20 protein-coding genes are annotated in these 21,533 nt (G+C 48.8%); 12 read left to right on the top strand and 8 right to left on the bottom strand.

Annotation, left to right across the window (positions count from 1 at the left end):
- Positions 1 to 48: 48 nt before the first annotated feature.
- Complete coding sequence (locus VFG09_03230) at positions 49 to 1,023, top strand: trypsin-like peptidase domain-containing protein (protein HET6514147.1); 975 nt, start codon at positions 49 to 51, stop codon at positions 1,021 to 1,023.
- 804 nt (positions 1,024 to 1,827) lie between these two features.
- Here the strand turns inward: VFG09_03230 and VFG09_03225 are convergent.
- The 3 genes from VFG09_03225 to VFG09_03215 all read right to left on the bottom strand — a co-directional run bounded on the left by VFG09_03225 (position 1,828) and on the right by VFG09_03215 (position 4,152).
- Positions 1,828 to 2,682: a hypothetical protein gene (locus VFG09_03225; protein ID HET6514146.1), complete on the bottom strand. Its 855-nt coding sequence runs from the start codon at positions 2,680 to 2,682 to the stop codon at positions 1,828 to 1,830.
- Positions 2,683 to 2,792: 110 nt separating this feature from the next.
- Positions 2,793 to 3,605 (bottom strand): GIY-YIG nuclease family protein, encoded by an 813-nt coding sequence (locus VFG09_03220; protein HET6514145.1) that lies wholly within the window; start codon positions 3,603 to 3,605, stop codon positions 2,793 to 2,795.
- 121 nt (positions 3,606 to 3,726) lie between these two features.
- A complete protein-coding gene (locus VFG09_03215) occupies positions 3,727 to 4,152 on the bottom strand; it encodes a hypothetical protein (protein HET6514144.1) in 426 nt (141 codons plus the stop codon).
- A 527-nt stretch (positions 4,153 to 4,679) separates the two neighbouring features.
- Here VFG09_03215 and VFG09_03210 point away from each other — a divergent pair.
- From VFG09_03210 to VFG09_03185, 6 genes are all read left to right on the top strand, one after another.
- Positions 4,680 to 6,074: a hypothetical protein gene (locus VFG09_03210; GenBank protein ID HET6514143.1), complete on the top strand. Its 1,395-nt coding sequence runs from the start codon at positions 4,680 to 4,682 to the stop codon at positions 6,072 to 6,074.
- Between the two features lie 91 nt (positions 6,075 to 6,165).
- Positions 6,166 to 6,420 (top strand): hypothetical protein, encoded by a 255-nt coding sequence (locus VFG09_03205; GenBank protein HET6514142.1) that lies wholly within the window; start codon positions 6,166 to 6,168, stop codon positions 6,418 to 6,420.
- Positions 6,413 to 7,873: an AAA family ATPase gene (locus VFG09_03200; GenBank protein HET6514141.1), complete on the top strand. Its 1,461-nt coding sequence runs from the start codon at positions 6,413 to 6,415 to the stop codon at positions 7,871 to 7,873. Before VFG09_03205 ends, VFG09_03200 begins: the two co-directional genes overlap by 8 nt.
- 418 nt (positions 7,874 to 8,291) lie before the next feature.
- Positions 8,292 to 8,657, top strand: a complete 366-nt coding sequence (locus tag VFG09_03195) for a hypothetical protein (protein ID HET6514140.1) — start codon at positions 8,292 to 8,294, stop codon at positions 8,655 to 8,657.
- 126 nt (positions 8,658 to 8,783) lie between these two features.
- Positions 8,784 to 9,890, top strand: coding sequence for a site-specific integrase (locus VFG09_03190; GenBank protein HET6514139.1), 1,107 nt, complete (start codon positions 8,784 to 8,786; stop codon positions 9,888 to 9,890).
- A gap of 114 nt (positions 9,891 to 10,004) precedes the next feature.
- The gene (locus VFG09_03185) at positions 10,005 to 10,721 is read left to right on the top strand and encodes a YqgE/AlgH family protein (GenBank protein ID HET6514138.1); all 717 of its coding nucleotides are present in this window, start codon (positions 10,005 to 10,007) and stop codon (positions 10,719 to 10,721) included.
- 209 nt (positions 10,722 to 10,930) lie between these two features.
- On the opposite strand, the gene VFG09_03180 is transcribed toward VFG09_03185, so the two are convergent.
- Positions 10,931 to 11,626, bottom strand: a complete 696-nt coding sequence (locus tag VFG09_03180; GenBank protein ID HET6514137.1) for a CDP-diacylglycerol diphosphatase — start codon at positions 11,624 to 11,626, stop codon at positions 10,931 to 10,933.
- A gap of 184 nt (positions 11,627 to 11,810) precedes the next feature.
- On the opposite strand from VFG09_03180, the gene VFG09_03175 reads away from it, so the two are divergent.
- From VFG09_03175 to VFG09_03160, 4 genes are all read left to right on the top strand, one after another.
- Positions 11,811 to 12,686 carry a dienelactone hydrolase family protein gene (locus VFG09_03175; GenBank protein ID HET6514136.1) on the top strand — a complete coding sequence of 292 codons (876 nt, stop codon included), beginning with the start codon at positions 11,811 to 11,813 and terminating at the stop codon, positions 12,684 to 12,686.
- Positions 12,687 to 13,675: 989 nt separating this feature from the next.
- A complete protein-coding gene (locus tag VFG09_03170; protein HET6514135.1) occupies positions 13,676 to 14,278 on the top strand; it encodes a hypothetical protein in 603 nt (200 codons plus the stop codon).
- A 162-nt stretch (positions 14,279 to 14,440) separates the two neighbouring features.
- Positions 14,441 to 14,785 (top strand): DUF3562 domain-containing protein, encoded by a 345-nt coding sequence (locus tag VFG09_03165; GenBank protein ID HET6514134.1) that lies wholly within the window; start codon positions 14,441 to 14,443, stop codon positions 14,783 to 14,785.
- Positions 14,786 to 15,008: 223 nt separating this feature from the next.
- On the top strand, positions 15,009 to 15,521 hold the full coding sequence (locus tag VFG09_03160; GenBank protein HET6514133.1) for a hypothetical protein: 513 nt from the start codon (positions 15,009 to 15,011) through the stop codon (positions 15,519 to 15,521).
- Positions 15,522 to 15,887: 366 nt separating this feature from the next.
- Here the strand turns inward: VFG09_03160 and VFG09_03155 are convergent, their stop codons facing one another.
- The 3 genes from VFG09_03155 to VFG09_03145 are packed head-to-tail and all read right to left on the bottom strand — an operon-like array spanning position 15,888 to position 19,721.
- Positions 15,888 to 16,817: an AEC family transporter gene (locus VFG09_03155; GenBank protein ID HET6514132.1), complete on the bottom strand. Its 930-nt coding sequence runs from the start codon at positions 16,815 to 16,817 to the stop codon at positions 15,888 to 15,890.
- Between the two features lie 19 nt (positions 16,818 to 16,836).
- Positions 16,837 to 18,198, bottom strand: a complete 1,362-nt coding sequence (locus tag VFG09_03150) for a sigma-54 dependent transcriptional regulator (protein HET6514131.1) — start codon at positions 18,196 to 18,198, stop codon at positions 16,837 to 16,839.
- A 5-nt stretch (positions 18,199 to 18,203) separates the two neighbouring features.
- A complete protein-coding gene (locus VFG09_03145) occupies positions 18,204 to 19,721 on the bottom strand; it encodes an ATP-binding protein (protein ID HET6514130.1) in 1,518 nt (505 codons plus the stop codon).
- A 325-nt stretch (positions 19,722 to 20,046) separates the two neighbouring features.
- Between VFG09_03145 and VFG09_03140 the strand changes: the two genes are divergently transcribed.
- Complete coding sequence (locus VFG09_03140; protein ID HET6514129.1) at positions 20,047 to 20,847, top strand: lysophospholipid acyltransferase family protein; 801 nt, start codon at positions 20,047 to 20,049, stop codon at positions 20,845 to 20,847.
- Positions 20,848 to 21,119: 272 nt separating this feature from the next.
- On the opposite strand, the gene VFG09_03135 is transcribed toward VFG09_03140, so the two are convergent.
- Positions 21,120 to 21,533, bottom strand: a 414-nt coding sequence (locus VFG09_03135; protein ID HET6514128.1) for a U32 family peptidase C-terminal domain-containing protein, incomplete at its 5' end; no start/stop codon positions are given.

Below are 21,533 nucleotides of genomic sequence, written 5' to 3'. Positions count from 1 at the left end.
GCTCAATAATACAAATGAAAGTTAATATTCTATAGCAGGGAGTTGAGAATGAGACCTACCTCAAGAATGTTGGTTGCCTTTATTCTGTCCATGGTTATCGCCCTGAGTATTTCAACAGATTATGTCTATGCGCGCAGAGATATACCAGATGACAACCTTGAGATTCCAGTACTATTTATTGGAGAAAAAACTGCGGGTAGTGGATTTTTCTATGATAATGATAAGTTCCATTATTTTATTACTGCGAGGCATGTATTATTCGAGGACACATCTACGACATTAGAAAAAATACCGGAAGATTTACAAATTCCCGATCACTTGTTATATAGAGTTGCGTATGAGAAAAACAAGAAACAATTGATCTTCAGAGGGGTAATGTCAAGCCACGAAAAGGATGAACTTATTAAGTCAGCATCAAACAATGAACCCTTTAGGGATGCAATCGAACAATTGTATAAAAACTCTCAGCGGCTTAAACTAAAGAATAATAAAGCAACTCTGCTCTCTTATAGATATGATGCAAAGACTGAAATAAATGAGATAGAACTTGAAATAGTGAAACTTTTCAATGATGGAAAAATTAAGTATCACCCATCTATCGACGTCGCATTAATAAAAATCGGTACCACAGTTATATCTGGCGAAAAGAGATCTCTCGACATATCCGCTGGCGCAATAAAGAAGAAAAGTGCTGGTATTACTGCAATCGGTACGGGAAGTATCAAATTATACAAAGATGTTTTAGTAGGTAACACTGTTTACGCTTTTGGATATCCCGTGTCTGTAACCAATAACCCTCTTTTAGACGTCAGAGCCCCGCTAATCAGAAAAGGTATCGTTGCTGGAAAGAATGATAAGATTAAGACAATAATTTTGGATTGTCCTCTGCATCCCGGAAACAGTGGAGGACTTGTTTTAGAGGTTGAAAAGGTATTACCAGGAGGAAGTGAAGAATACAGAGCAATTGGCCTTGTGACCAATTCCATTCCATTCAGGAAAGAAAGAAAGAATAGAGAACACTGACAAGACAGAAACCACAGGGGATACTGAAAATTCTGGTTATTCAATCGCAGTTCCGATGGATGCGATTTTAGAGCTATTATATTAGACCTTTAGAGAATCGCAAAATATTTTGTTTTGCGATATTTTGATACAGTTTGTCGTTATCCCTCTTTCAACTGTTAATCCTTATTAACTCTGTATATCCTTTCTTGAGAACTTGTCAGTGTTGACAACACCGATCCGTTAAAATGGCGGTCTGCTTTTTTGGGGTCGACTGTTTCTGAAGGTTCCTTTTGGAAATTCACGTGAACAAAATTGGAGCTCCGATATCTCCATAGTCTCACGGTACGTCGGCGATGCAGCCAGACGAAGCATGCTACAGGCAAACTTCTCAGTTATCGCGAATTGAAACTCGCGTTTAGTTCTGTGAGAAGAACGCATCGCAGTGTGTCCACAAAACAAGTCTTCTGTGGACGCAAAAAACCGCAGGCTGCAAACCCTTCATTTTCAAGTAGTCCTGTTTTGAAATTCAGAAGGGTTTTATGGACAACGCTTTTTGAGCCCGCGAGGGGGGATTCCGGTGAGAGGTTGCCAGCTGCGACAAGTGCATACCGAGGCTGGTCAAAGAACAAAGTTCCACGTTCTCCCCCGTACCATGCACCGTCCCTTTTGTTTCTTCCACCGACAAAGCCACAAAATCAAGCAAGCATCGAGACTGACGATTTTCGGCAGAAATAAACGCACAACGATGGCCTTAACCAGCCGGGGCAATCAGGCAAAAAGAAAAACGCACCCGCCTTATTCCCTGTCTGGCTGAAGGTCGTGTTATATGAGACCTATTTCTTTTAAGGCTTCTTTAGCACTCCTAAAAATCTTTCTATCATAGTCAGTCGATAACGCCTTAGAGACTTGGCTGACATAGCCATGCATGCGACGATCAAGTGTCAATATATCAACATATGGCAAACAACTAATATGCTCAAAATCCTCTAAATCTGAAGCATGCGGTATATCATTAATGTTTCTTACCATTTTATGCCAAACTTCATAGCCCAGTCTTTGCGATGGACACCTGGAAGCATCGGCATATATCCATTCTGCAAAAGCACTTGCATCTCCATGAGGCATTGTCAGATGATGCAGCCTGATCTCTCTTTCGATTTTCTTTGTAAAATGCGTCTTGAGACTGGGCTTCGGGGAAAGTGCTCTATCTGCAGCAAAAGTCTGTCTTAAATATTTTGTCGCATGCTTATCAAGGCTGCCCAATACGCCGCTGTGAAATAAATCCCATACAGTCTCAGGCAGCGAATAATTTATGTAGTCCCTTGTTGCTGGTGAGGCATTAAGGTCACACGTTTCGTCAAAACGATTAACAAAGGCTGATATGCCTCTATAATCATCGCTGACTGAAAAAGCTCTGACTGCTTCTTGTAATTCCAAGCGAGAAATGTCGCTATGAATATAGGTATGAGGCAGTTGTTCTATATAGTTTAATAAGACCATAACATTCGTTGTTGCTCTTTTGTGGCGCAGCGGTTCAGCAATTTCCATAATAGTTAAGAGTGATAAGGCGATCTTGTGGCTGCAGTTTTTAAGAACGTCGTCCAATTCTTTAAAGGAAAGCGGCATCGATTTTTCGAGAATATTGATTAAATCTTTTGTGTCAAGGTATATAAGCATTTGTTTTCATTATTGAACATATAACGCTTGCCATGAGCCGACCGGGCCACAGACGCCTGAATGAAAAAAATAAGAGGCTATTCCTGGTCGGCTCGATGGCGTTGTTAGCCCTAGTTTTTATTATATCCGTGCTCTCTTGATAACAATGCATTCTTCCAGTGCGCCTCTCTTGAACTCACTGCATCGTCTGGAATAGACATAGTCATTATTTCCAGAATTGAAAGACGAAAGTTTTCACGTGCGTATTTTATCTGCTTTTCGTTAATCAGTTTAGTAAGCTCGTCATTCCACCCATGTCCAGTACCTATGTAGCAAGCCCATCGCGCCCAAATACCGGAACTACCATAGGCAGAGCCAATATATTTTTTCCCATTGTTTTTGTCAGAAATCAAATAGATTCCCTTTACGCTGGATAACGCTGCTTTCCAGTCAGCGCGTTCCGACTTAAAGATAGACTCTAATACATGAAAATCGTGACAAATGTTTTCGTATCCTGGAAAACTTTCTCCGCTGTATGAAGCGGGAAGAATCTCAATAACTTCAAATTCGTCAAAATAATTTTCAAGATAATATGCTCTCCCTCTCATGCCTTGATATCTATGGAATGATAAGAGTAACCTTCCCACAAACTTTTTATAATCCTCAATTTCCTCCAATTTATAACGATCCGCATGTCGTTCAAGAACCCTAAATATGCCGCCAAACAACCAAGCATCTGCTCGTGGGTAAAATTCCATTAAGGAAAAAACAAGATCTCTTGTCCAATCATTCTTATTGCCTCTCCACTCATTCCAGCCAAGCCAGTTGTTATAATCGGCGACATACTCATCAAGTGGGCTGACCCAATCTTCATTCCGGCACGCCAAATGTAGCTTGTATTGGGTTTGATCATCAATCTTTATGATGTCTTTGAGTTTAATCATGGTATCTCCTCTTCTATTATGGGCTAACGTGGAGCATCAGCCGCGCCAGGAGAGACGCGGGTCAAAACCAAACAAGCATAACCCGCGTCGGCTGGATGCTGGTGTTCTGTGGCCTTTTATTTTATTTGTCCTTAGTAAATTCAAGAACAGCCTCCATGCGGACAAGAACATTTTTCATAGCATCTGGGGTAACAGCTGCGTCAGGAGAAAAGTTACATTTATTCTTGCTGTTTGGTTTGTGATATTCTTTCCATGCCTTGTTGAATGCTTCCAATTCGGTATCTCTCAGAAAGAAGCTAAATTCGTAGATAGCAGCTTCATGTTTAGGGAAAGCATTTTCAAGAATACGACATGGTTCAGAAGCGGGGAACCCTTCAAAATTGAGCAGCCATGTCCGTTCCGGTGCGAATGCCTCTCTAAGTCTGATGCCTGCTATTGTTCTATTAGTCCTGCGAGTAATACGGACTGCACCGATATAAGTTCCGATGCCGCCAATAATGCCTCCGAAAATAGCACCAATGATTGCAGAAAAAAGGGTGTCGGACATTATATTGTTCTCTTTTTGGAATCGGCAGCAGTAGCAATCCCAACCGCAATATTGGTGACAATAATGTTGAATTTAATCATTATTTATTTACACAGAACAATGATTATATGAACTTCCGGTTTACTGTCACCATGGGATAAATATAGCATAGCCGAGGAAATTGTTACAGGGCAAGATCCAATAAAATTAACGGGGCAAGATGTTCTGCCTTTCGCATTTTGTGGTAATAAGGATTAAAGGCGAAATGCGTATAATATTGGACTTTTGTCTTTCCGCGCTGATTACCAAAAGAAAGTCGCTCCGTTGAAGACAATACTACCGCTCTCAGTTACAGGAAGTACCTCTCCGACCGTGTTTCGAGGCGAAGTCTCTATTTGATTCACTTTTCTTAGGGCTATCGAGTTTGACACAGGACGGTCGCTTCTGCCTTAATTATTATTAAGAACAGCGGATAGGGACCGGCCCGACAACGCGCTACTCCTGGCGCCTCCGCTGAGTTTTAGGAGAACGTAAAAGGAGAGTGGTAATTGACAAGGAAAAGGATAAGTCCATCAAAAGAAGCATTCATTAAAATTCTTTCGCGTTTTCGTTCAATTAACGATACGAATTACCTGGCTGCCTATGAAGCTCTAAATAATGCCTTCCCTGGATATATTGAAATAGAACAATTTGATAAAATCCTCAGCAAGGCAAGAGATATAGACGAAGTCGCAAGCGAACTCTTCCTTCACGTCTCCAGTAAAAAAAGATTCACAACAAGGGAAGAAAAAAGACAGCAGGCATATCTGAAACATGATCCTTCGCTGTTTAGGGATCGTGAGATGATAGATCTTTTTTATGATGTTAACGACAAAAAAAAGGAATCCCCCTCTGGTGGGCAGAAGTACGTTAGAAAGCCGACTCCCATAAGATTAGAGCTTAACATCAAAGGGGGAGGTAAGAACCGCTTTATCAAGGAACAAAATGGCTTTAAGCGGGTCTTGCGGGTGCCTTTCAAGAACTCGTCGCAGGAAGAGATGAAGGCTGCAATGGGGTTTGATTCCCTGGTAGATAAATGGTTCAAAATGGGCTGGTGCCGAAAGTGCTGCTTGGATGAAGCTGAAATTGTGAGGCAGCACATGCCGAAGAAGATAACGTTTGCGAAGAATGAGATTGAAGAGCTTGTGTCTCAAATTTATGGCAGCTATTTCATTCCGATTCACCTCGTAATAGATGAAGAACGGTGGGACGAATTTGCAAGTCTATATTTGATGACTCCAAAGGTTCTTCTGGACCAAGTGACAACGCAGCTTGATGATCTTATCGCATTCAAAATAATGGAGATTGCTGAAGGGAAAGAACCACCGGGCTCAAACAGAAAGAAGATACACAATATTCGCTTTATACGCGAAGAGGTAACGAGGTTTTACGCTTACTTCTCTGTCCTCTGCAAATATGACCGCAAGGACTGGCCGGCAGCAGTGAACAAGCTGGTCGATACTCATGGTAGGTTTTTGGAAAAAGACGGCATAATTGACGCGGAAAGGTTGGCTGCCCTTTGCGTGCATACTGCTCACAATAGATTCCTAAGAAACAACGGCATGACAAGTTTTTTTGATGTGACTCAGCGGGGATTCACCTTAAAGAACTTGCGGCGGACCTATATCGACAAAAGCAGCGCTGAAACGTGGAGGAACAAGATTCAGAGTGAGGCAACTAACCTTACCAAGAATGGAAACGCCAAATATCTTACAAAGAAAGCCAAAAAGAACGATCAAGTGCGCCCCTATGCCTATTCTGATATTCTTGCCATGCGGTCTGATATGGTTCCTTGCGACGAACAGGGAAAGCAGATTGCATCCCCACCGTGCCATAAGAAGCGTCGGCAACTTTTCAAAAAGATCTTCCTGGAACTGTCAAGTCCCCCAAACCCAATAAAATAGCCGTCCGGCTATTTCTGCAAAATGCAAAAATAGATGGCCGACACAGGTATGTTGTATTCTCAAGACAATGAAATTGGAAGGAGAGTGCGACATGAAACAGAAGGATTTTCAAACAGCCGATCTCTATCTGAGCGCCGCCATTTGTGTCTTGCTTGGTATTGTGCCGAATTACAAGGTTGAAAGCAACAGAACCCTCTTTGTCTTCCCTATCTCTAACGACCTCTATGGTGCTATGAACTCTTATAACAACGGGGTTGCCCTCAACGCGTACGAATTTGCGCAGATGATTAAGCGTCTTCGGGCCGAAATGATCATGAGGAGAGAGATGGGGGGCGGACGTGGATAACACCCTTCTTCAACTCGCGGGTAGAGTAGAGCCTAAGTTGATTCTGTTACGGGGATATTCTGGCGGAAATACCGACTACAAGGAGGCCAAAAAACCAAAGGGCGCGACATGGACCTACATTACAAAAGACAACCTTCCAAGGATGCTACAAACAAAGGAATGGGGCGGTCTCGTCATCCCTGAAGGCCGGATACTCTGCGACATAGATGACCCTGATTACTTCGCTCGTATTCACGAAGGGCTTAAGCGTTTAAGATTAAAGCACGTCGCTATACGTACACCAAACGGCGGGCAATTTGTCTTTAATGCCACCGGGTCCATCAAAACTCAGTCCGCAAAGATGGTTACTTTGGGCGGTTTCGTCTGTGACTATCGCCTTCCTGGGAAGGGATATATCGTCCTTCCGATGCCTCACACAGAAGGCCGCGAGATAATTCATGCTGATCAAGAGCCGGACCTAATGCCTTTACTCTTTATCCCTGTCAGGCAATACAACAAAGAGAAAGATGAGGAAAAGATACTGCCTGCTATTATCGGGGAAGGGTCCCGCGATGATACTCTTTTCCGTCATGCGGCGAGGGTGAAGGAATGGAATCACAAATACAGACTGGGGCTTGATGACAAGAACCGCATGGACGTACTTCATACCGTCAACCGTCTATTCTGTGAACCGCCCTTAACAGACAGGGAAGTCGAACAAAAGATAAGAAGCGCGGAAAAAATCCCTCCGCTATCTGCGCAAACACAGGAATGGATACCAGAGGAACCTAAGAGCCTTCTCTCGTCCCTCTTGAAGTGGAACGATATCTTTACACTCGACGTAAGGACGGAATATCTCCTGTCAAAGCTGATTCCGAGACAGAGCATAAACCTCTTATTCGGGCGCGGCGGTATTGGCAAAACATCTCTTTGTATGCAGATCGGCAGAGCCGTTGCCGGGGGTCTTCCCTTCGGGGATTTGCAGACGATCTTTACCCCCGTCTATTATGTGGACTTTGAAAACCCTTTAGCGGTTCTCAAGGAACGAGTGGAGAAGATCGGGGAAAGCGATAACCTGTATGTCTGGCATATCTCGAATGAAATACAACCGCCAAAACTGGACAGCAACGCATGGGAGCTTTACAAGCAGTTACCTCCCGGACTGATAATCTTCGATACCTTCCGGGCGTCTCATCTATCTGACGAAAACGATTCTAGGCCGATGAGCATGATCATGGGAAGATTAAAGGAACTCAGGGAAATGGGATTCACGATCCTGCTGCTACACCATACCCCGAAAGGGAATGAAAACACCTTCAAAGGGAGCACGGCTATCCTTGACCTCTGCGATCACGTCCTTGGCCTGGAAGAAGTGAAAGACCTTGACGGAGAACACACAGAATTTGACTGTCAGAACCTCTACAAGCTCGGCACGCGCATAAAGACGAGGTATGACCCAATAGCATCTATGTAACCTTCAATCCCGAAATAAAGGGCTTCAGCATCGCAGTGGACCCGGACATTGAGAAGATGGAAGTCATCCGAGAGATTCTAACCCATTTGCGCGAGCCTATGAACCAAAAACAAGTAATAAGTCGGACACTAGAGGAATTGGGGATAAAAGAGAAGGAGCTAAGAAGACTTCTGAAGAAGGGGATAGGCACGTACTGGAACATGGAGAAGGGGGAAAGGAATGCCTCTCTTTATAGGGCCATAGATTCAGCTTGTCAGTTTGGCAGCACTATATATACCCGACAAACTGAAAAACAGGATTCGGCGCCTTCGAAAGACCTGACAAACAAGCCCATTTCCGGCACCCCCTGGACTCGCCCAAGTACTGAGTTTGGCAGTTTGTCGCAAGGGTCTGGACAAACAGGGAAACAGGAAGGAAGTTGAGGATGAAGGCCAAAACCGATAACGCCTTGATCCTGAAGCTGCACGGCGAGGGAAAAGGCCAGCGGAAGATAGCTAAGCAACTCGGCTGCTCGAAGACCGCAGTTTTGAAGAGATTGAGAAAGCTCTTGCCAGATGGTGGTCACCAGATCGGCGCGCGCGCTTCGATGGTAACACGCGAGAACCTCCCTACGACGCCGAGATATCTCAAAACAGTCCGCTATCTAAGGAAAATCAACACTAGGGAGATATTTGTTTTCAACGAGTATATTTGCGGAAGAGCTGATATGGAGGAGGTTCGATGGACGGGCGAGAGGTTCGAGGTGGTCACCAAATTTGCAGAAAGGGAACCTAACAAAACCTGATATGGTGAGAGCGTCTTGACAGAGACTGCGTTGCAGCCCTACAATATCCCACAAAATCAGTCTTGGGGGTTATCTATGGCTGGTCATGTCAGGTGCGCTGTCTGCGAAACAAGACGTAATGAGGCTGTGTGCCCTCGTTGCGACTCACCCAAGTGCTATATCTACGTTTACTGGAAGGGCAAGGAGTACAAGTTTCGGCGCTTCCACGTCGATGGGGGCATTTTTGACTATCCACGAGCCCTCCGGCAGCTCACCAATATGCGGACCGAGATGGACAAGAGGGCCTTCAACCCTGCTGACTGGCTGCCTCAGAAGATCAAGGAACGGAAATTCGAGCATCAGGCGGCGCTGTGGATCGCACAGAAAGAGGTCGAAGAGAGAAGGGGAGAATTTAGCCCTGAGACCCTGAAGAATTACCGAGGATATGCCAAACATCACTTCACCTGTTTCCACGGCTATGACGTAAGGGAGATCAGGAGGGAGCAGCTTGAGAGCTTCAAGGATGCCATGCCCCCGACTCTGAAGATAAAGACCCGCAAGAACATCATGAACGCCCTTCATGCCCTCTTTAACTGGATGTACCGCAGGGAGACGATAGAGAAGATGCCCGCATTCCCCACGATTGAGGGTGACGACTCCGCCGTAAGGGTGGCCCTGGACTATGATGAACAGATGGAAGGACTCTCGAAGATCCCTGAGCAACACCGGGACGTGATCGAGTTCGGCTTTGAGACCGGCTTGAGACCAGGAGAGCTTTGCGCCCTCAAGGTGAAGGATCTCGACCTGAAAGGGTATCAAACTCTTATTCAACGCACGTGGTCAGGAAGCAAGCTCAGGGAGACGACCAAGGGGAAGAGCAAACGATGGATACCGCTCTCTGACAGGGCTCTTGAGATTGCCCGGAAACATATCGCTGACAAGCATCCAGAGACCTTCCTTTTCGTCAATCCGAAGACGGCTAGGGGGTACAGGATAAAGACTCTCAATAACGTCTGGAAGGCCTTCTCAGGGCTTCACACTGTCCATTATGAGGCTTCTCGACATTCGTTCTGTACGCAGATTGTAGAAAGCGGGGCCGACGTTCTTCAAGCGCGGGAGCTGATGAGACACACGAACATTCGTTCCACGCAGAAGTATTTTCACGGATCGGTAAAGCGTCTCAGGGACATCGTGAACCAGAGGGGAAAGGTGGTTTCCTTCCGGAATCCTTCCGGTAAGGCTCAGGAAGGCTGATTTTAAGCGGTTGTCAGCGGGTTCAATTCCCGCCGCCTCCACCATTAAACCCTTTGACATAAAACAATTCAAGGGGCTATAAACCCGTGTGACTGTCCAAAGCGTGCGTCAATCATGATTGCCGTGATTGCAGGATTTCTGGCCTCACTTCTTGCCCTGCCGCTTGCATGGAACGAGCGTTCGCGGGATCCCTGGGTCTTTCCTTCTTCGAGGATGGTTGGGAGTTCTGTCTCACTGGAACACCATCATTCAGCCACTGAGTTGTCCAGAGGGAAATTCCTCGTCGCCAGTAGGCAGATAAGCGATCCGAGATTTATGGAAACAGTCTTGTTGTTAATCCAACATGACTCGTACGGGACGGCGGGTTTGATCATCAACCGACCCACTGAGATGAGGCTTTCGGATATTTTCCCCGACATGAAAGGATTGCCCGGGAAAAACCAGTTCACTTATATCGGGGGACCCGTCGCCATGAATCAGATTCAGCTTCTCATACATTTTCATGGCAAGCCTCAGGAATCTCAATGGGTATTCGGAGATGTATACGTGAGTTCAAGCAAGACCGTGCTTGAGCACCTCATGAAGAAACCTGACGCACAGACGAAATTTCGCGCCTATGTCGGCTACGCGGGGTGGACTTCTGGGCAACTGGAACGGGAGCTGGCGAGAGGGGACTGGCGCGTCATGGAGGCCGATGCCGACACCATTTTTGACAAGGCTCCTGCGGAGATTTGGCCGGATCTCATTCGTGCGACCGAAGTCATTCGCATAAATGGTATGGGCGACATTTACTCGAGACCAACCGGGACATGCTGCACGGGAAGGATTTGATGAAGCAGGCGAGTGCAGATATTACTTCCCTCCAGTGGCCGGACCTGGTTCCTTGGCATGGGCTCATGCGGTGAGGCATGTATTGAGTTTGCTATAAATTCACCTTCTCTTTCTGGTCCGAGCACGGCTTCAATCATCACTTGTTCGGTTCCATTGATAATGGTTTACCATACCGAGCAATCATGACAGTTCGAAGTCGCTTCTCACAGTCATCTGTCACATATATATTTGGTATAAGTATCTTCAGGGCAATTATCGTCGACAACTACCACAAAACCTTTTTCGTTTAGTTTTACGAGGACGCCGTAGTTCTTTAAATGAGCATTTCTTGCGAGGTCGTCAGCTTTGTTCCACACCTGACCGAGGTTCTCGATGCCGGCTGCACGATCGCTCTCAAGAAACTTGCGCCCTTCGTCATTGAGCTTAACGATGTGGACATGTAGCTGGTCCTGGCTGCGGCAGGTTAAAGGGTTCACCACCAGAGCGATTTCGGACTCCTTGATGCGCTTTCTTGCAACGTCCCAGGCAAACCTCCAAATGCCCGCAGGGCGGTCCTTATCTTCTACGCCCGTCACCTTCTTGAGAGGCAGTGCAAGACCGTGTACAAAGTCACTGGGACATCCGCACATCTTCTGATCACGAATGGCGACATAATCAAGGGATTTTTCCCACACTTCCGTTGTCTTCAGACAGGAACATGCGCTTTCAGCTATCGGCCATTTGCAATCTTCGCAATAATGCGGCCTGCTGGGATCAAGGCAATAAGAGATGATATCCCAAAGAACGTTGCGATCGCTCGCTGTTGCACTATTAATGCTTCCATACAACACTACAGTTAATGTGACGGACAAGAGAGTGAACGTAAGCGTCGAGAACCCGATGAAATTCTTCTTCCGATCGTTCATTTGACTTTCGTCTATCCTCCTTATAACAAATATGCTCTGTCACACAATGATAAAAGAACTGGAGACAGCCTGCAACTAGAGTTTGCAGTCGCGCGCATTATGGGGTTTCCTATGATAAAGTTAAGTTATTGATCACGAAGAGAGTTTATACTGCTTTTAACTCTGGCGGAAAAAGGAGGTAGTTATGGTTGAAGATTGGCTGGCAAATGCTTACGAAGGTATGACGAGGCGGCAGTTTCTGGCTCGTATGAGTGCTACTGGTGTCGGGCTTGCAGGCTTTGCAATTGCCTCCAATTCAGTTGCAGGGGAGATCATCCGTACATCCGGCGACGACCTTGTAGTGACCGACAGTACAGTGCTGTCTGGAGATTTCCCTATCCCGGTCTACGAGGCCCGACCTTCTGCGTCCGGTAAATATCCAATCCTGATTGTAATACCTGAAATTTTTGGAATGCATGAGCACATCAAAGACGTAACACGGCGATTCGCCAAAGAGGGCTACCTGAGCATCACGTTCGAACCTTATGCGCGGGAGGGCGGGGTCTTGCACCTCCCTGACATACCGGCTGTGAGGAAAGTGGCAGACTCGGTGCCCGATTCAAGGGTAATGGTCGACTTGGACGCTATCGTGGCTTATGCGAAGAAGCAGGTGGCAGCATGTCCTGATCGGATTGGGATCACTGGATTTTGTCGGGGCGGGATGTATACTCTTCTCTACGCTGCTCATAATCATGAGTTGAAAGCCGCAGTCCCATGGTACGGCCAAATAAAACCCGAAAGGAAAGAGGGGATTCGCACTGTCGGGCCTTTGGACGTTGCCGCAGAGATTCGTCCGCCCGTGCTCGGTCTGTATGGCGAAGCAGATCTGGGGATCCCAGCTGCCGATGTTAGGGAGATGGAGGCTAAGCTCAGGGCAGCCGGCAGGACCGCAGAGTTTATTCTGTATCCGGGCGCGCCACATGCTTTTTTTGCGGATTATAGGCCAAGCTATCGACCTGATGCTGCTCAAGATTCCTGGGGCCGCTGCCTCGCATGGATGGGGAAATATCTCAAAGGATAGTTCTGCCCCTCCTGTTGAACTGCTCTCTCATTCTGTCTCTATGGGCGTGAAAATACTTCTTTGTACTTTTCAGATCTTCGTGCCTCATAGCTGCCTGCGCCTTGCCGTTCTTGGATTGATGAAGATAGAAGCCTCCGGAAGCCTGTCCTTTAGTCATGGAGCGGAATGCTCAGGCATCTCGCGGATCGGGGACTCAAGCTCGGCAGGCCGGAGCATTGCCCTCAGCGTTTCGCCATAGATAGCAGGTACAGCTTAGCGTTCCTCCGTTAACGTGAATTTCCTATAGGTTTTGCATATTGGATAACCGGAGCACCTGAATCGGATGATACTCCCCTCCAGCTTGTATATGTTCATCGGCTTGCCACAGACGGGACAGGACGGTTTTCCCCTGACCAGAGTCGTTCGGGCGCCAAGACTAAACTGCATGCCGCACATGAGGCAGATAAAACGCTGTTTCCCCGTCTTGGTGTGTCCGTAACCGTAAGTTACGTCAGCATCGCACGAGGGGCATCGCAATTCCATGCCTTCCTCGGGTGTACCTTCATTCATTTTGTCAGTTTACGACATGACACTCGCCATGTAAAGTGCCAACGCAGTTCGGGTGAAAAGCTTTTCGTGATATGCCTTCCTATCCCTGCCGAAATTGACGAGCCGTGAGGCAAATAATGAAAGTATTTTAGGCGCATTGTGGTGCCTCGCATGACAGGAGGGTATCACTTAAACTGGCTCCAGAAGCGGTTTTATCGCCATGAGGAATGCCACGTGAAGAAAGCTGTAGTCGGTTACATAGGATTCTTCACCGTTGACTATGATCCTGTCCGGTGATAGCTTGAAATTGGGAGGAGAGATATGACCGGGCCCTTAGAGAAGGGGGAGTGAGAAGGGTGGTCTGACAGATTGAGTTTGTGGAGCTGCAGAAGAAAGCGAGTGTGCGGCGCTCGGTTACTCTTTTATAAACGAATCCGGAAAGAAGTAAGCGGAGGTGTATCATGAAGGCAACGAAAGGCAGTGTCATGGAGCCAACTGAAGGAATCAGCAAAGCAGGAACGACGGTGAAGGCCGGTATCGTCAGCAGCCTGAGAGGCATCGACGAGATAGAAGCAGAGATTGTGAGCCTTGCGAGGAACACGGTTTCCAATGCTTTGGGGGCTACCGGCACTGTTGCCAATGAGGGGGTCGCTATTGCAAAGGATGTGGTGAGAGGGACGATTCAGGCTACAGAGGAGGTCGGCACCGGTCTTGTCCTTAGCACAAAGAGTGTGGCAAAGGGGATTGTAATGGGCGTGAGTGATGTCGGCGGAGACGTTGTTACTGCTGCCGGCCAGACGGTCAAGAGTGCCGTGAAGGGTGCAGCAGAAGTGGGTGCTGATGTGGCACTCGTCGCGCGGAGGGCGGTTGATGGGGTTGTCGAAGCGGCGAAGGAAGTCGGGGGTAATGTCATGGAAGTTGCAGAGTCGGCTGTTGGCGGCGCGGTCACAGCAGCGGGAGAAATCGGCAATACAGCGGTGAAGGCCGTGAAAGAGACGCTGATAGGGGTTGTTGAGGGAGTAAAGGAAATCGGGGGAGCAGTTTTGCCCCGAAGCCGCGAATAGAAACAGGCTCATCTGAGGTACCCCTGTTAGCGAAGGGGAACTCGCCGAGACTGCGAGGGGTGAGGCGAGACGGAGAAAGTCGCAACGAACGTTGTCGGGCTAAGGCGGGCAGCGGAGAAGTCATAGAGGGATCGTGTTGCCCGCCTTTGAAGGAGAGCTAACATGGTAGCGACTGCCGGCTTATATGAGAATGAGACTGAGCAAACTCTGCATTCCAGTGCCATCCAAAGGCTTGCGAGGGACTTCAATGTTGCCGAGGAGGAGATACAGATACTTTATGAGGCAACGCTCAGCAGACTGAAGGAAAATGCACGGATAAAAGATTTCCTGGCAGTATTGGTCATCCGAAACGTGAAGGACATTATCAGGAAGGGTATTGGTCTGAAGACAAGTGAAGGCAATCCACCGCTGTCGGACATGCGAGAAAACATCAATGATACACGAGGGAATTCCGTGTCCGTCCTGTCACCCGGAGGTGCTGTATCGTTATGGAAGGACGAGGAATGAACAGCGATATTACCGTCTCACGTGTGAAATGCGATTCACAGGTTGGACGAATAAAATTGTACGCAAAAGACCTCTGTGTCCAGCCTGCGGTTCTCCGATGAATCTGCAAACGAGAATGGAGAAAAATAGCGCTGGTTAATGTAGCGCAGGGTATTGATAATGATTACCTTATAGGCCGTGACAAACTCTTACTGCCCAGAAAATGACAAATCTTAGGGAGTTTTTGAAGTTTTTCGAGGGTACCGGATTCGAACCGGAAGATTTGAGAGTCTTCTATCGCTCCGTGAGGAAGTCCATAATTCTCACCTTTTTCAACAAGAGATCGCTATCGGAACTATTTAAACTTGAGGACAGGTGTCAGTGGCCCTTACTCCAACGACTTGCTGATCCCGCCCTTCTCGTATATAGGGACGCCGACAGGAATCTCTTGGATGCATTCATCAAGAGCATCAACGATGAGAAGGCATTAAGGGCGGAAAGGAGCAAGATGAATAGGGATGAATACTGGCGGGCGCTGTTCGGCATCATAGAAGGCAGACTCGAAATGTTCAAAACCATATTTAACTTCTGTAACAAGGATGTCAAGAGATGCCTGGTGGTCGCAGAAAGATATAAAAGGTCAAGACAGCGAAGGATCAAGGACGGCAAGAAGCTGTGGAAATTTGGTATCGGGTCTGGTGCAACAGCGCTTGCGGGCGCTGCGGTACTATTGCAACTACGCACTCGGAAAAGGTAGCAGTCATGCCACAGACGCGTTCGATGCCGGGCGTTGCACGACATATATATCACGCATCTTTACGACCTCTCATTTGTCAAATTGCTGTATGCCTCCCATGAGGGTCCTTGAGGCGTGACTGTCTTCCCTCCTACGCACCTATCAGGTAACCCCTAACGTTGCAAACGATGGCAAGGCAGGCATGGATCGAAGCCCTGTACATGCGATGAGATTCCGGCAATGAGGTACCTTGATGACTTCATCGTAAGTGACTCCTACATTGAGCATACAGCGGCAGTCGGCAACCATCAAAGGTATCGCGATACAAGGCTTCTCACCATACCTGCCTTCCCGAACAAGATAGTCTTATGCAACTGGAAGGTAACCTCAAACTCCTACGAGGTAGAGGATTGCGGGAAGGGTAAAAAAGGAGAGCGTGGTGGTAACCACAATCATGAAAGCCCCAAGGGATATATCAAGATTGTAGCGGCCGGCCACAAGGAGCGTGAGGACCATTGAGGGCATGGCGCCCTCCAGGACGGTGGAGGTGAGGGCGGTTCCCGAAAGGCCGAGTGTTTTTGCTGCAAGAAAGGAGATGAACGGCGAAAGAGCGAGTTTGATGACCACGGCAGGGAGCACGGCAAAGGCATGCGCCACCTTTGGAAAGGTGAGTGCGAGCCCTATGCTGAAGATCATGAGCGGGACAACAAGTCCTCCGAGCATGTCAAGTGCACTTACCATAAAGGGAGGGAGAGTAGCCCTTGTCAGATTCAGAGCCATTCCGGCGAAGATGCCCCACACGGGCGGAAGTGAAACGATGGTCTTCAGCGCCGATGGAATGTCATACTCTCTATCCCCTCCGCAGCGGGCGGCCATCGTGGCGCCAACAAGCCAAAGGAGAGGCGTCGTTGCAAGGAGATCGTAGTAGAGCGCGTATTGTGCGGCGCTTTGGCCAAAGAGACCGGTGATCACCGGAAGGCCCAGATACGTTACGTTGCCGAAGGCTGCCGCAAGAAGAACTACTCCCTTCTCCTGCGGCGCGAGCTGTAACTTTTTCGAAAGAAGGGAATAGGTGCCTGCTGCCAAGAGCAGCGCAGTCAGTGTGGTGACGCATGCTGTCGCCGGTACGAGCAAGGCGTGGTGATCGATCGTTGACTGGTACATCGTTTTAATACAGAGAGCAGGAAGAAAGAGGTTCAGCACTCCGGCGTTGATTGCCTGACTCATAGCGCCTGCCTCTACGCCCGAAGGCCTCATGCGCCTGAACGCCACGCCTGCAAGTATTATGAGTCCGAAGGGAAAGAGGATACCATGCATGATGAAATTTCGCGAACGTTCACTCTCCTTCGAGGCCCAGCTTCTTGAGCTTCCTCCAGAGGGAGACCCTGTCGATGCCGAGTATCTGTGCGGCGAGGGTCTTATTGCCGCCGACCTCACGAAGGACCCACGTTATATAAGCAGTCTCCTGTTCTTCGAGCGTGGGTATCCTCCCCTCCTTCTTTCTGAAGGTCTTAATGCTTAATTCCTTCAGGTCTTCGGGAAGATGAGCCACTTCGATGGCATTTCCGTTCGAAAGGGCGACGCCCCGTTCGATAATATTCTCCAATTCTCGTACGTTCCCGGGGAAATCGTAGTTTATCAGGATAGCGATCACCTCCTGTGATATTTCGGTGATATCCTTCTTCATGAGAGGCGCGAATTTCTTCAGGAAGTAATAACTGAGGAGGGGGATATCGTCCCTCCGTTCAGAAAGGGGAGGAATGTGAAGCGAAACGACGTTCAGTCTGAAATAGAGGTCCTGCCTGAAGTTGCCGGACCTGATGGCATCCTGAATGTCCCTGTTCGTTGCCGCGATAAACCTCACATCTACGCGGAGAGGTTCTGTTGAACCGAGTCTCAGGACCTCTTTTTCCTGGATCACCCGCAGGAGCTTTACCTGCATGGAAGAGGGCATCTCCGTGATCTCGTCGAGGAAGAGCGTCCCGCCCGAAGCCATCTCTATCAATCCCTTCTTCATGGTCATGGCCCCGGTAAATGCCCCCTTCTCGTGGCCAAAAAGCTCATTACCGAGAAGTTCCTCGGTAAAGGCGCCGCAATTTATGGCAAAGAAGGGACCGGCAGAGCGGTTGCTGCTGAAATGCACGTACCGGGCGAAAAGTTCCTTGCCCGTTCCGCTTTCACCGCTTATGATCACGTTGCAGTCTGTCGGCGCGATCTGCCTTGCCGTATCGAGGAGTCTCAGCATAGACTGGTCCTTGGTAATGATCTTCACCTTTCCCTGATAGGTCTCGATCTGCTCTCGTAACTGGCGATTCTCCCTCTTGAGTCTGACCTTCTCTGCCGCCTCCCTGACGACCTTCCGCACCTCGTCGAGCTTAAAGGGTTTGGCAATGTAATAGAAGGCACCGTGCTTCATCGTCTCGACAGCTGATTCGAGCGTCGCGAATCCGGTTATCATGACCACCTCGGTGTCGGGATAGAGCTCTCTGCACCTCGCGAGTATCTGCATTCCGTCGACCTTCTCCATCCTCAAATCGGTGAGCACGACTTCAAATTGCTGCTCTTCAATAAGCTTGAGGGCGTTCTGGCCGCTCTGCGTGCTGGTGACTTCATAGCCCTCCTTTCTTATGACGTGATCGAGGTTCTTGAGTGCTATTTTTTCATCATCGACGATCAGTATTTTTGCGTTGTTCTCCATGGTAGTCACTCCTTCTTGCTCGCCTGCGTTTGAACCGGCAGCCGTATGAAAAATGTCGTTCCGATGCCGACCTCGCTGTCGACGGCGATGCAGCCGCCGTGCTCTTCAATGATCTCATGGACGATGAAGAGGCCGAGACCGGAACCCTTGCCGACGTCCTTTGTGGTGAAGAAGGGATCGAATATCTTTGGAAGGATTTCTGCGGGGATCCCATTGCCGGTGTCGCAGATCTTTATATACACGGAACTGTCCCTGCTGCCTTCGATCATGCGATGCTGGCACTCCTCGAGGAGGACGGAGTTCACAAAATCCATCGTTTCCAGTCCTACAAGCTTCCTCGCCGTTACGAGCACACGGCCCTCTTCTGCGATTGCTTCAAGGCCGTTCTTGATGAGGTTCAGGAAGGCCTGCTGGATCCGCTGCTTGTCAGCAAAGATCGATATGCCATCGGGGACGTCGAGGCGTATCTCGACGTTTGTCGGGACCTGGCCCTTGATGAACTTGATCGTCTCTTCGAAAAGCTCTTTCAGCTTCAAGGTCTCTTTTCGAAATTCCCTTTCTCTCGAGAAATCGAGAAGGGAACGGACGATATTCCGGGCCCTGTCCGTCTGCCCGTCGATCTGAGTAAGCAACTCCTTTTTGTACTCCATGTCGCCGTCTTCGATCTCCTCCATGAGGATCTGGCATGACGAGGAAATGTTCGAAAGGGGGTTGTTCAATTCATGGGCGACGCCCGAGAGGAGTGTGCCCAGAGAGGCGAGTTTTTCCGACTGCACGAGGTGGCGCTGTCTCATCTCGAGTTCCCTGATCATCGCATTGAAGGCATTTGACAGGGACAGGATCTCCCGGTCATGGGAGTCGAGAGAGACCCTTTCGAACCTGCCCTCTGCAATCACCCTCATACTCTCTTCCAGCGACTCAAGGGGCTTCACGACCATCCGGGAAAGGACATGGCCGATGACAACCACGAGAATGGCGAGGGAGACGATCGAGGCGATGAGGATAGTCTGGGAATTGTTCAGCATCGCCTGGAGGTTCCTCCGCTCGGCCTTTGAGATATCTTCTGCGACGGTCACGATATACTTTCCCGTCTCCCTGATCTTGCTTTCCAGGGCGGTCTTCGAAAGGGTGTTTTCCTTGAAGGCCTCACCCGGCGAGGAAGCATACTGTTCCATATGTTCACGGTATTTCCTGAGGTCCTCCCGTAAGGCGATAATCTGAGAAGGCCGGGCGATGCTGCCGAAGCCGCTGGTGTTCTCTTCAAGGATCCTCTCTGCCTTCGAAAGATAGCGTATATTTTCATCGTAGTCGGTCCGGTCCTGGTAAAGGAAATAATTCTTCTCAAACCTCCGCACCTCGAGGGTCGTATCAAAGAATTCCGAGATTGTCTCGCCGAAGATCACCTTCTTCTCGAGATACCTGAGCTGAATGAAGGTGAATGCCGACAGGCCGACGATGATGGCCACGATGGCATAGTAGCCGAAGGTTATCTTCTGTCTGATACTTGACTGGAGCCTGAACATGGTCTATTGTAACAAATAGCATTGCAAAAAGCAACGGTGAGGTCTTTTGATGCAACAGCGGAACATGGTGGCTGGACTGGTTACGGCAACGTCAAAGCCTGTTCCCTTTGTCATTCACGCAAGCGAAGCGCGTCGGGAATCCTTCTTATTCAGCAGAAAAATTCTGACAAGCCAGAATGACAATCAACGAGAGACTACTTCAATAAAATACCGGCGGTTCAATGTGGTGGCCATGGGAATCACGGGACTCTGCTGGAAAGACAGGGAGAGTGGCTTTCTCCCTGAAGTTCTTAGTAAGATATCCTGGAGGTCAATGAGATGAACGATGCAGGGGGAGGAGAGGGTGTTGCAGGAACTCACATTCATAAACGGTTCGTACAGGACCGACCCTCATAAGGGCTGGCGGTTTTTCGGGCTCTTTCCTTCCTTCGGTTTTTACGTTCAGGATGTGGTCATCGTCTTTAAAGCGAGCCACAGGGCAAAGCGTTCGAGATATGATACCGCTGCCTGGGCCAGAAGCAGTCTTGAGGTGCTCAGGGCACTCGAGAACGTGGGTGTCAAGTTCGAAATAACCGGAATAGACCATTTCAAGGGTCTCGACACACCCTGTGTTTTTATCGCGAACCATATGTCGACGCTCGAGACCTTTGTTCTCCCGTCGATCATCGCGCCCTTCAGGGACGTGACCTTTGTGGTGAAAGAGAGCCTCGTCAATTACCCTGTCTTCAAGTATGTCATGCGGTCGAGAGATCCTGTTACCGTCGGCAGGACAAATCCCCGGGAGGACCTGAAGGCCGTTCTGGAAGGCGGGACCGACAGGCTCTATAGCGGGAGGTCCATGATCGTCTTCCCGCAGACCACGAGGACTGCTGACTTCGCTCCCTCTGAGTGCAATACGATCGGGGTGAAGCTTGCAAAGAGGGCGAATGTGCCGATTGTGCCCGTTGCGCTGAAAACAGACGCCTGGGCTAACGGAAAACATCTCAAGGACTTTGGGAGGATCGATCCTTCGAAGAAGGTACATTTCGCCTTCGGAAAGCCCCTCATGGTAAGGGACCGGGGGGCCGAGGAACACGAGGAGATCATCCATTTTATCACTGAAAAGCTGAAGGAATGGAAGGTGTAGTTACAATAATGAACAACAGGGGTTTACATACCGCACAAGCGGACCGGCCAATGTCCCGACTCTTGCCTGCGAATCGGACACCGGTCCCGGGTTTACGAGTACTATGGGTTAAGGGAGAGACGCCGATTTTGATATGGAGGTCACTTTCGGTGAAGACCTCTGAGTTCCTCATTGTCGGAATCTCATCGCATCTATAGGCTTCGATCATGTCTGCCTGAGAGTCGGTTGCTGCAACAGTAAGGATTATTCCTTCTCTGTGAGGGCCTCAGCTCTCAGGGGCATGTGACCGTCTCTGCCAGTGCCCTGAAGTTCTTGCTCCTTCTCACAAGGTCGTTCTTCCTTACCCCTTCAGGGACCTGAATGAAGACGGTCTCTTCATTCCGTGCGGTTGCGACATCGGTCCCGTCGCTATTTTTCATGGACTCCAAGGGAAAAAGCTTTTCCTCGAGCCCCGGAGAGATATACTCGAGAGGATCGCCGATATCGAGCCTGTTCCGCAATCCAACCTTTGCAATGTTGCCCTTTACATCGAGGATGACCCCGACCAATTCGTGGCTCATCCGGTAACTCTCTCCGTCGAAATTATAATCTCCGTCGGGCTGCTTGCCGAAGAACATCCCTGTGGTATATCCCCTGCTGCTGAACATCGAAAGCTCCCTGAGCCACCTGTCGTTCAGCCGGTAGGA

This window comes from Thermodesulfovibrionales bacterium (genome assembly GCA_035686305.1).
In the GTDB taxonomy this organism is placed as follows: domain Bacteria; phylum Nitrospirota; class Thermodesulfovibrionia; order Thermodesulfovibrionales; family UBA9159; genus DASRZP01.
The sequence above is the reverse complement of the archived record's forward strand: the minus strand, read 5'-3'. Positions and strand labels throughout refer to the sequence as shown.

Bases quoted from the DNA above. Each gene is read 5' to 3' on its own strand.
- VFG09_03230 (HET6514147.1), top strand. From the start codon at position 49: ATGAGACCTACCTCAAGAATGTTGGTTGCCTTTATTCTGTCCATGGTT.
- VFG09_03225 (HET6514146.1), bottom strand. From the start codon at position 2,682: ATGCTTATATACCTTGACACAAAAGATTTAATCAATATTCTCGAAAAA.
- VFG09_03220 (HET6514145.1), bottom strand. From the start codon at position 3,605: ATGATTAAACTCAAAGACATCATAAAGATTGATGATCAAACCCAATAC.
- VFG09_03215 (HET6514144.1), bottom strand. From the start codon at position 4,152: ATGTCCGACACCCTTTTTTCTGCAATCATTGGTGCTATTTTCGGAGGC.
- VFG09_03205 (HET6514142.1), top strand. From the start codon at position 6,166: ATGAAACAGAAGGATTTTCAAACAGCCGATCTCTATCTGAGCGCCGCC.
- VFG09_03185 (HET6514138.1), top strand. From the start codon at position 10,005: ATGATTGCCGTGATTGCAGGATTTCTGGCCTCACTTCTTGCCCTGCCG.
- VFG09_03180 (HET6514137.1), bottom strand. From the start codon at position 11,626: ATGAACGATCGGAAGAAGAATTTCATCGGGTTCTCGACGCTTACGTTC.
- VFG09_03175 (HET6514136.1), top strand. From the start codon at position 11,811: ATGGTTGAAGATTGGCTGGCAAATGCTTACGAAGGTATGACGAGGCGG.
- VFG09_03170 (HET6514135.1), top strand. From the start codon at position 13,676: ATGAAGGCAACGAAAGGCAGTGTCATGGAGCCAACTGAAGGAATCAGC.
- VFG09_03165 (HET6514134.1), top strand. From the start codon at position 14,441: ATGGTAGCGACTGCCGGCTTATATGAGAATGAGACTGAGCAAACTCTG.
- VFG09_03155 (HET6514132.1), bottom strand. From the start codon at position 16,817: ATGCATGGTATCCTCTTTCCCTTCGGACTCATAATACTTGCAGGCGTG.
- VFG09_03150 (HET6514131.1), bottom strand. From the start codon at position 18,198: ATGGAGAACAACGCAAAAATACTGATCGTCGATGATGAAAAAATAGCA.
- VFG09_03145 (HET6514130.1), bottom strand. From the start codon at position 19,721: ATGTTCAGGCTCCAGTCAAGTATCAGACAGAAGATAACCTTCGGCTAC.
- VFG09_03140 (HET6514129.1), top strand. From the start codon at position 20,047: ATGCAGGGGGAGGAGAGGGTGTTGCAGGAACTCACATTCATAAACGGT.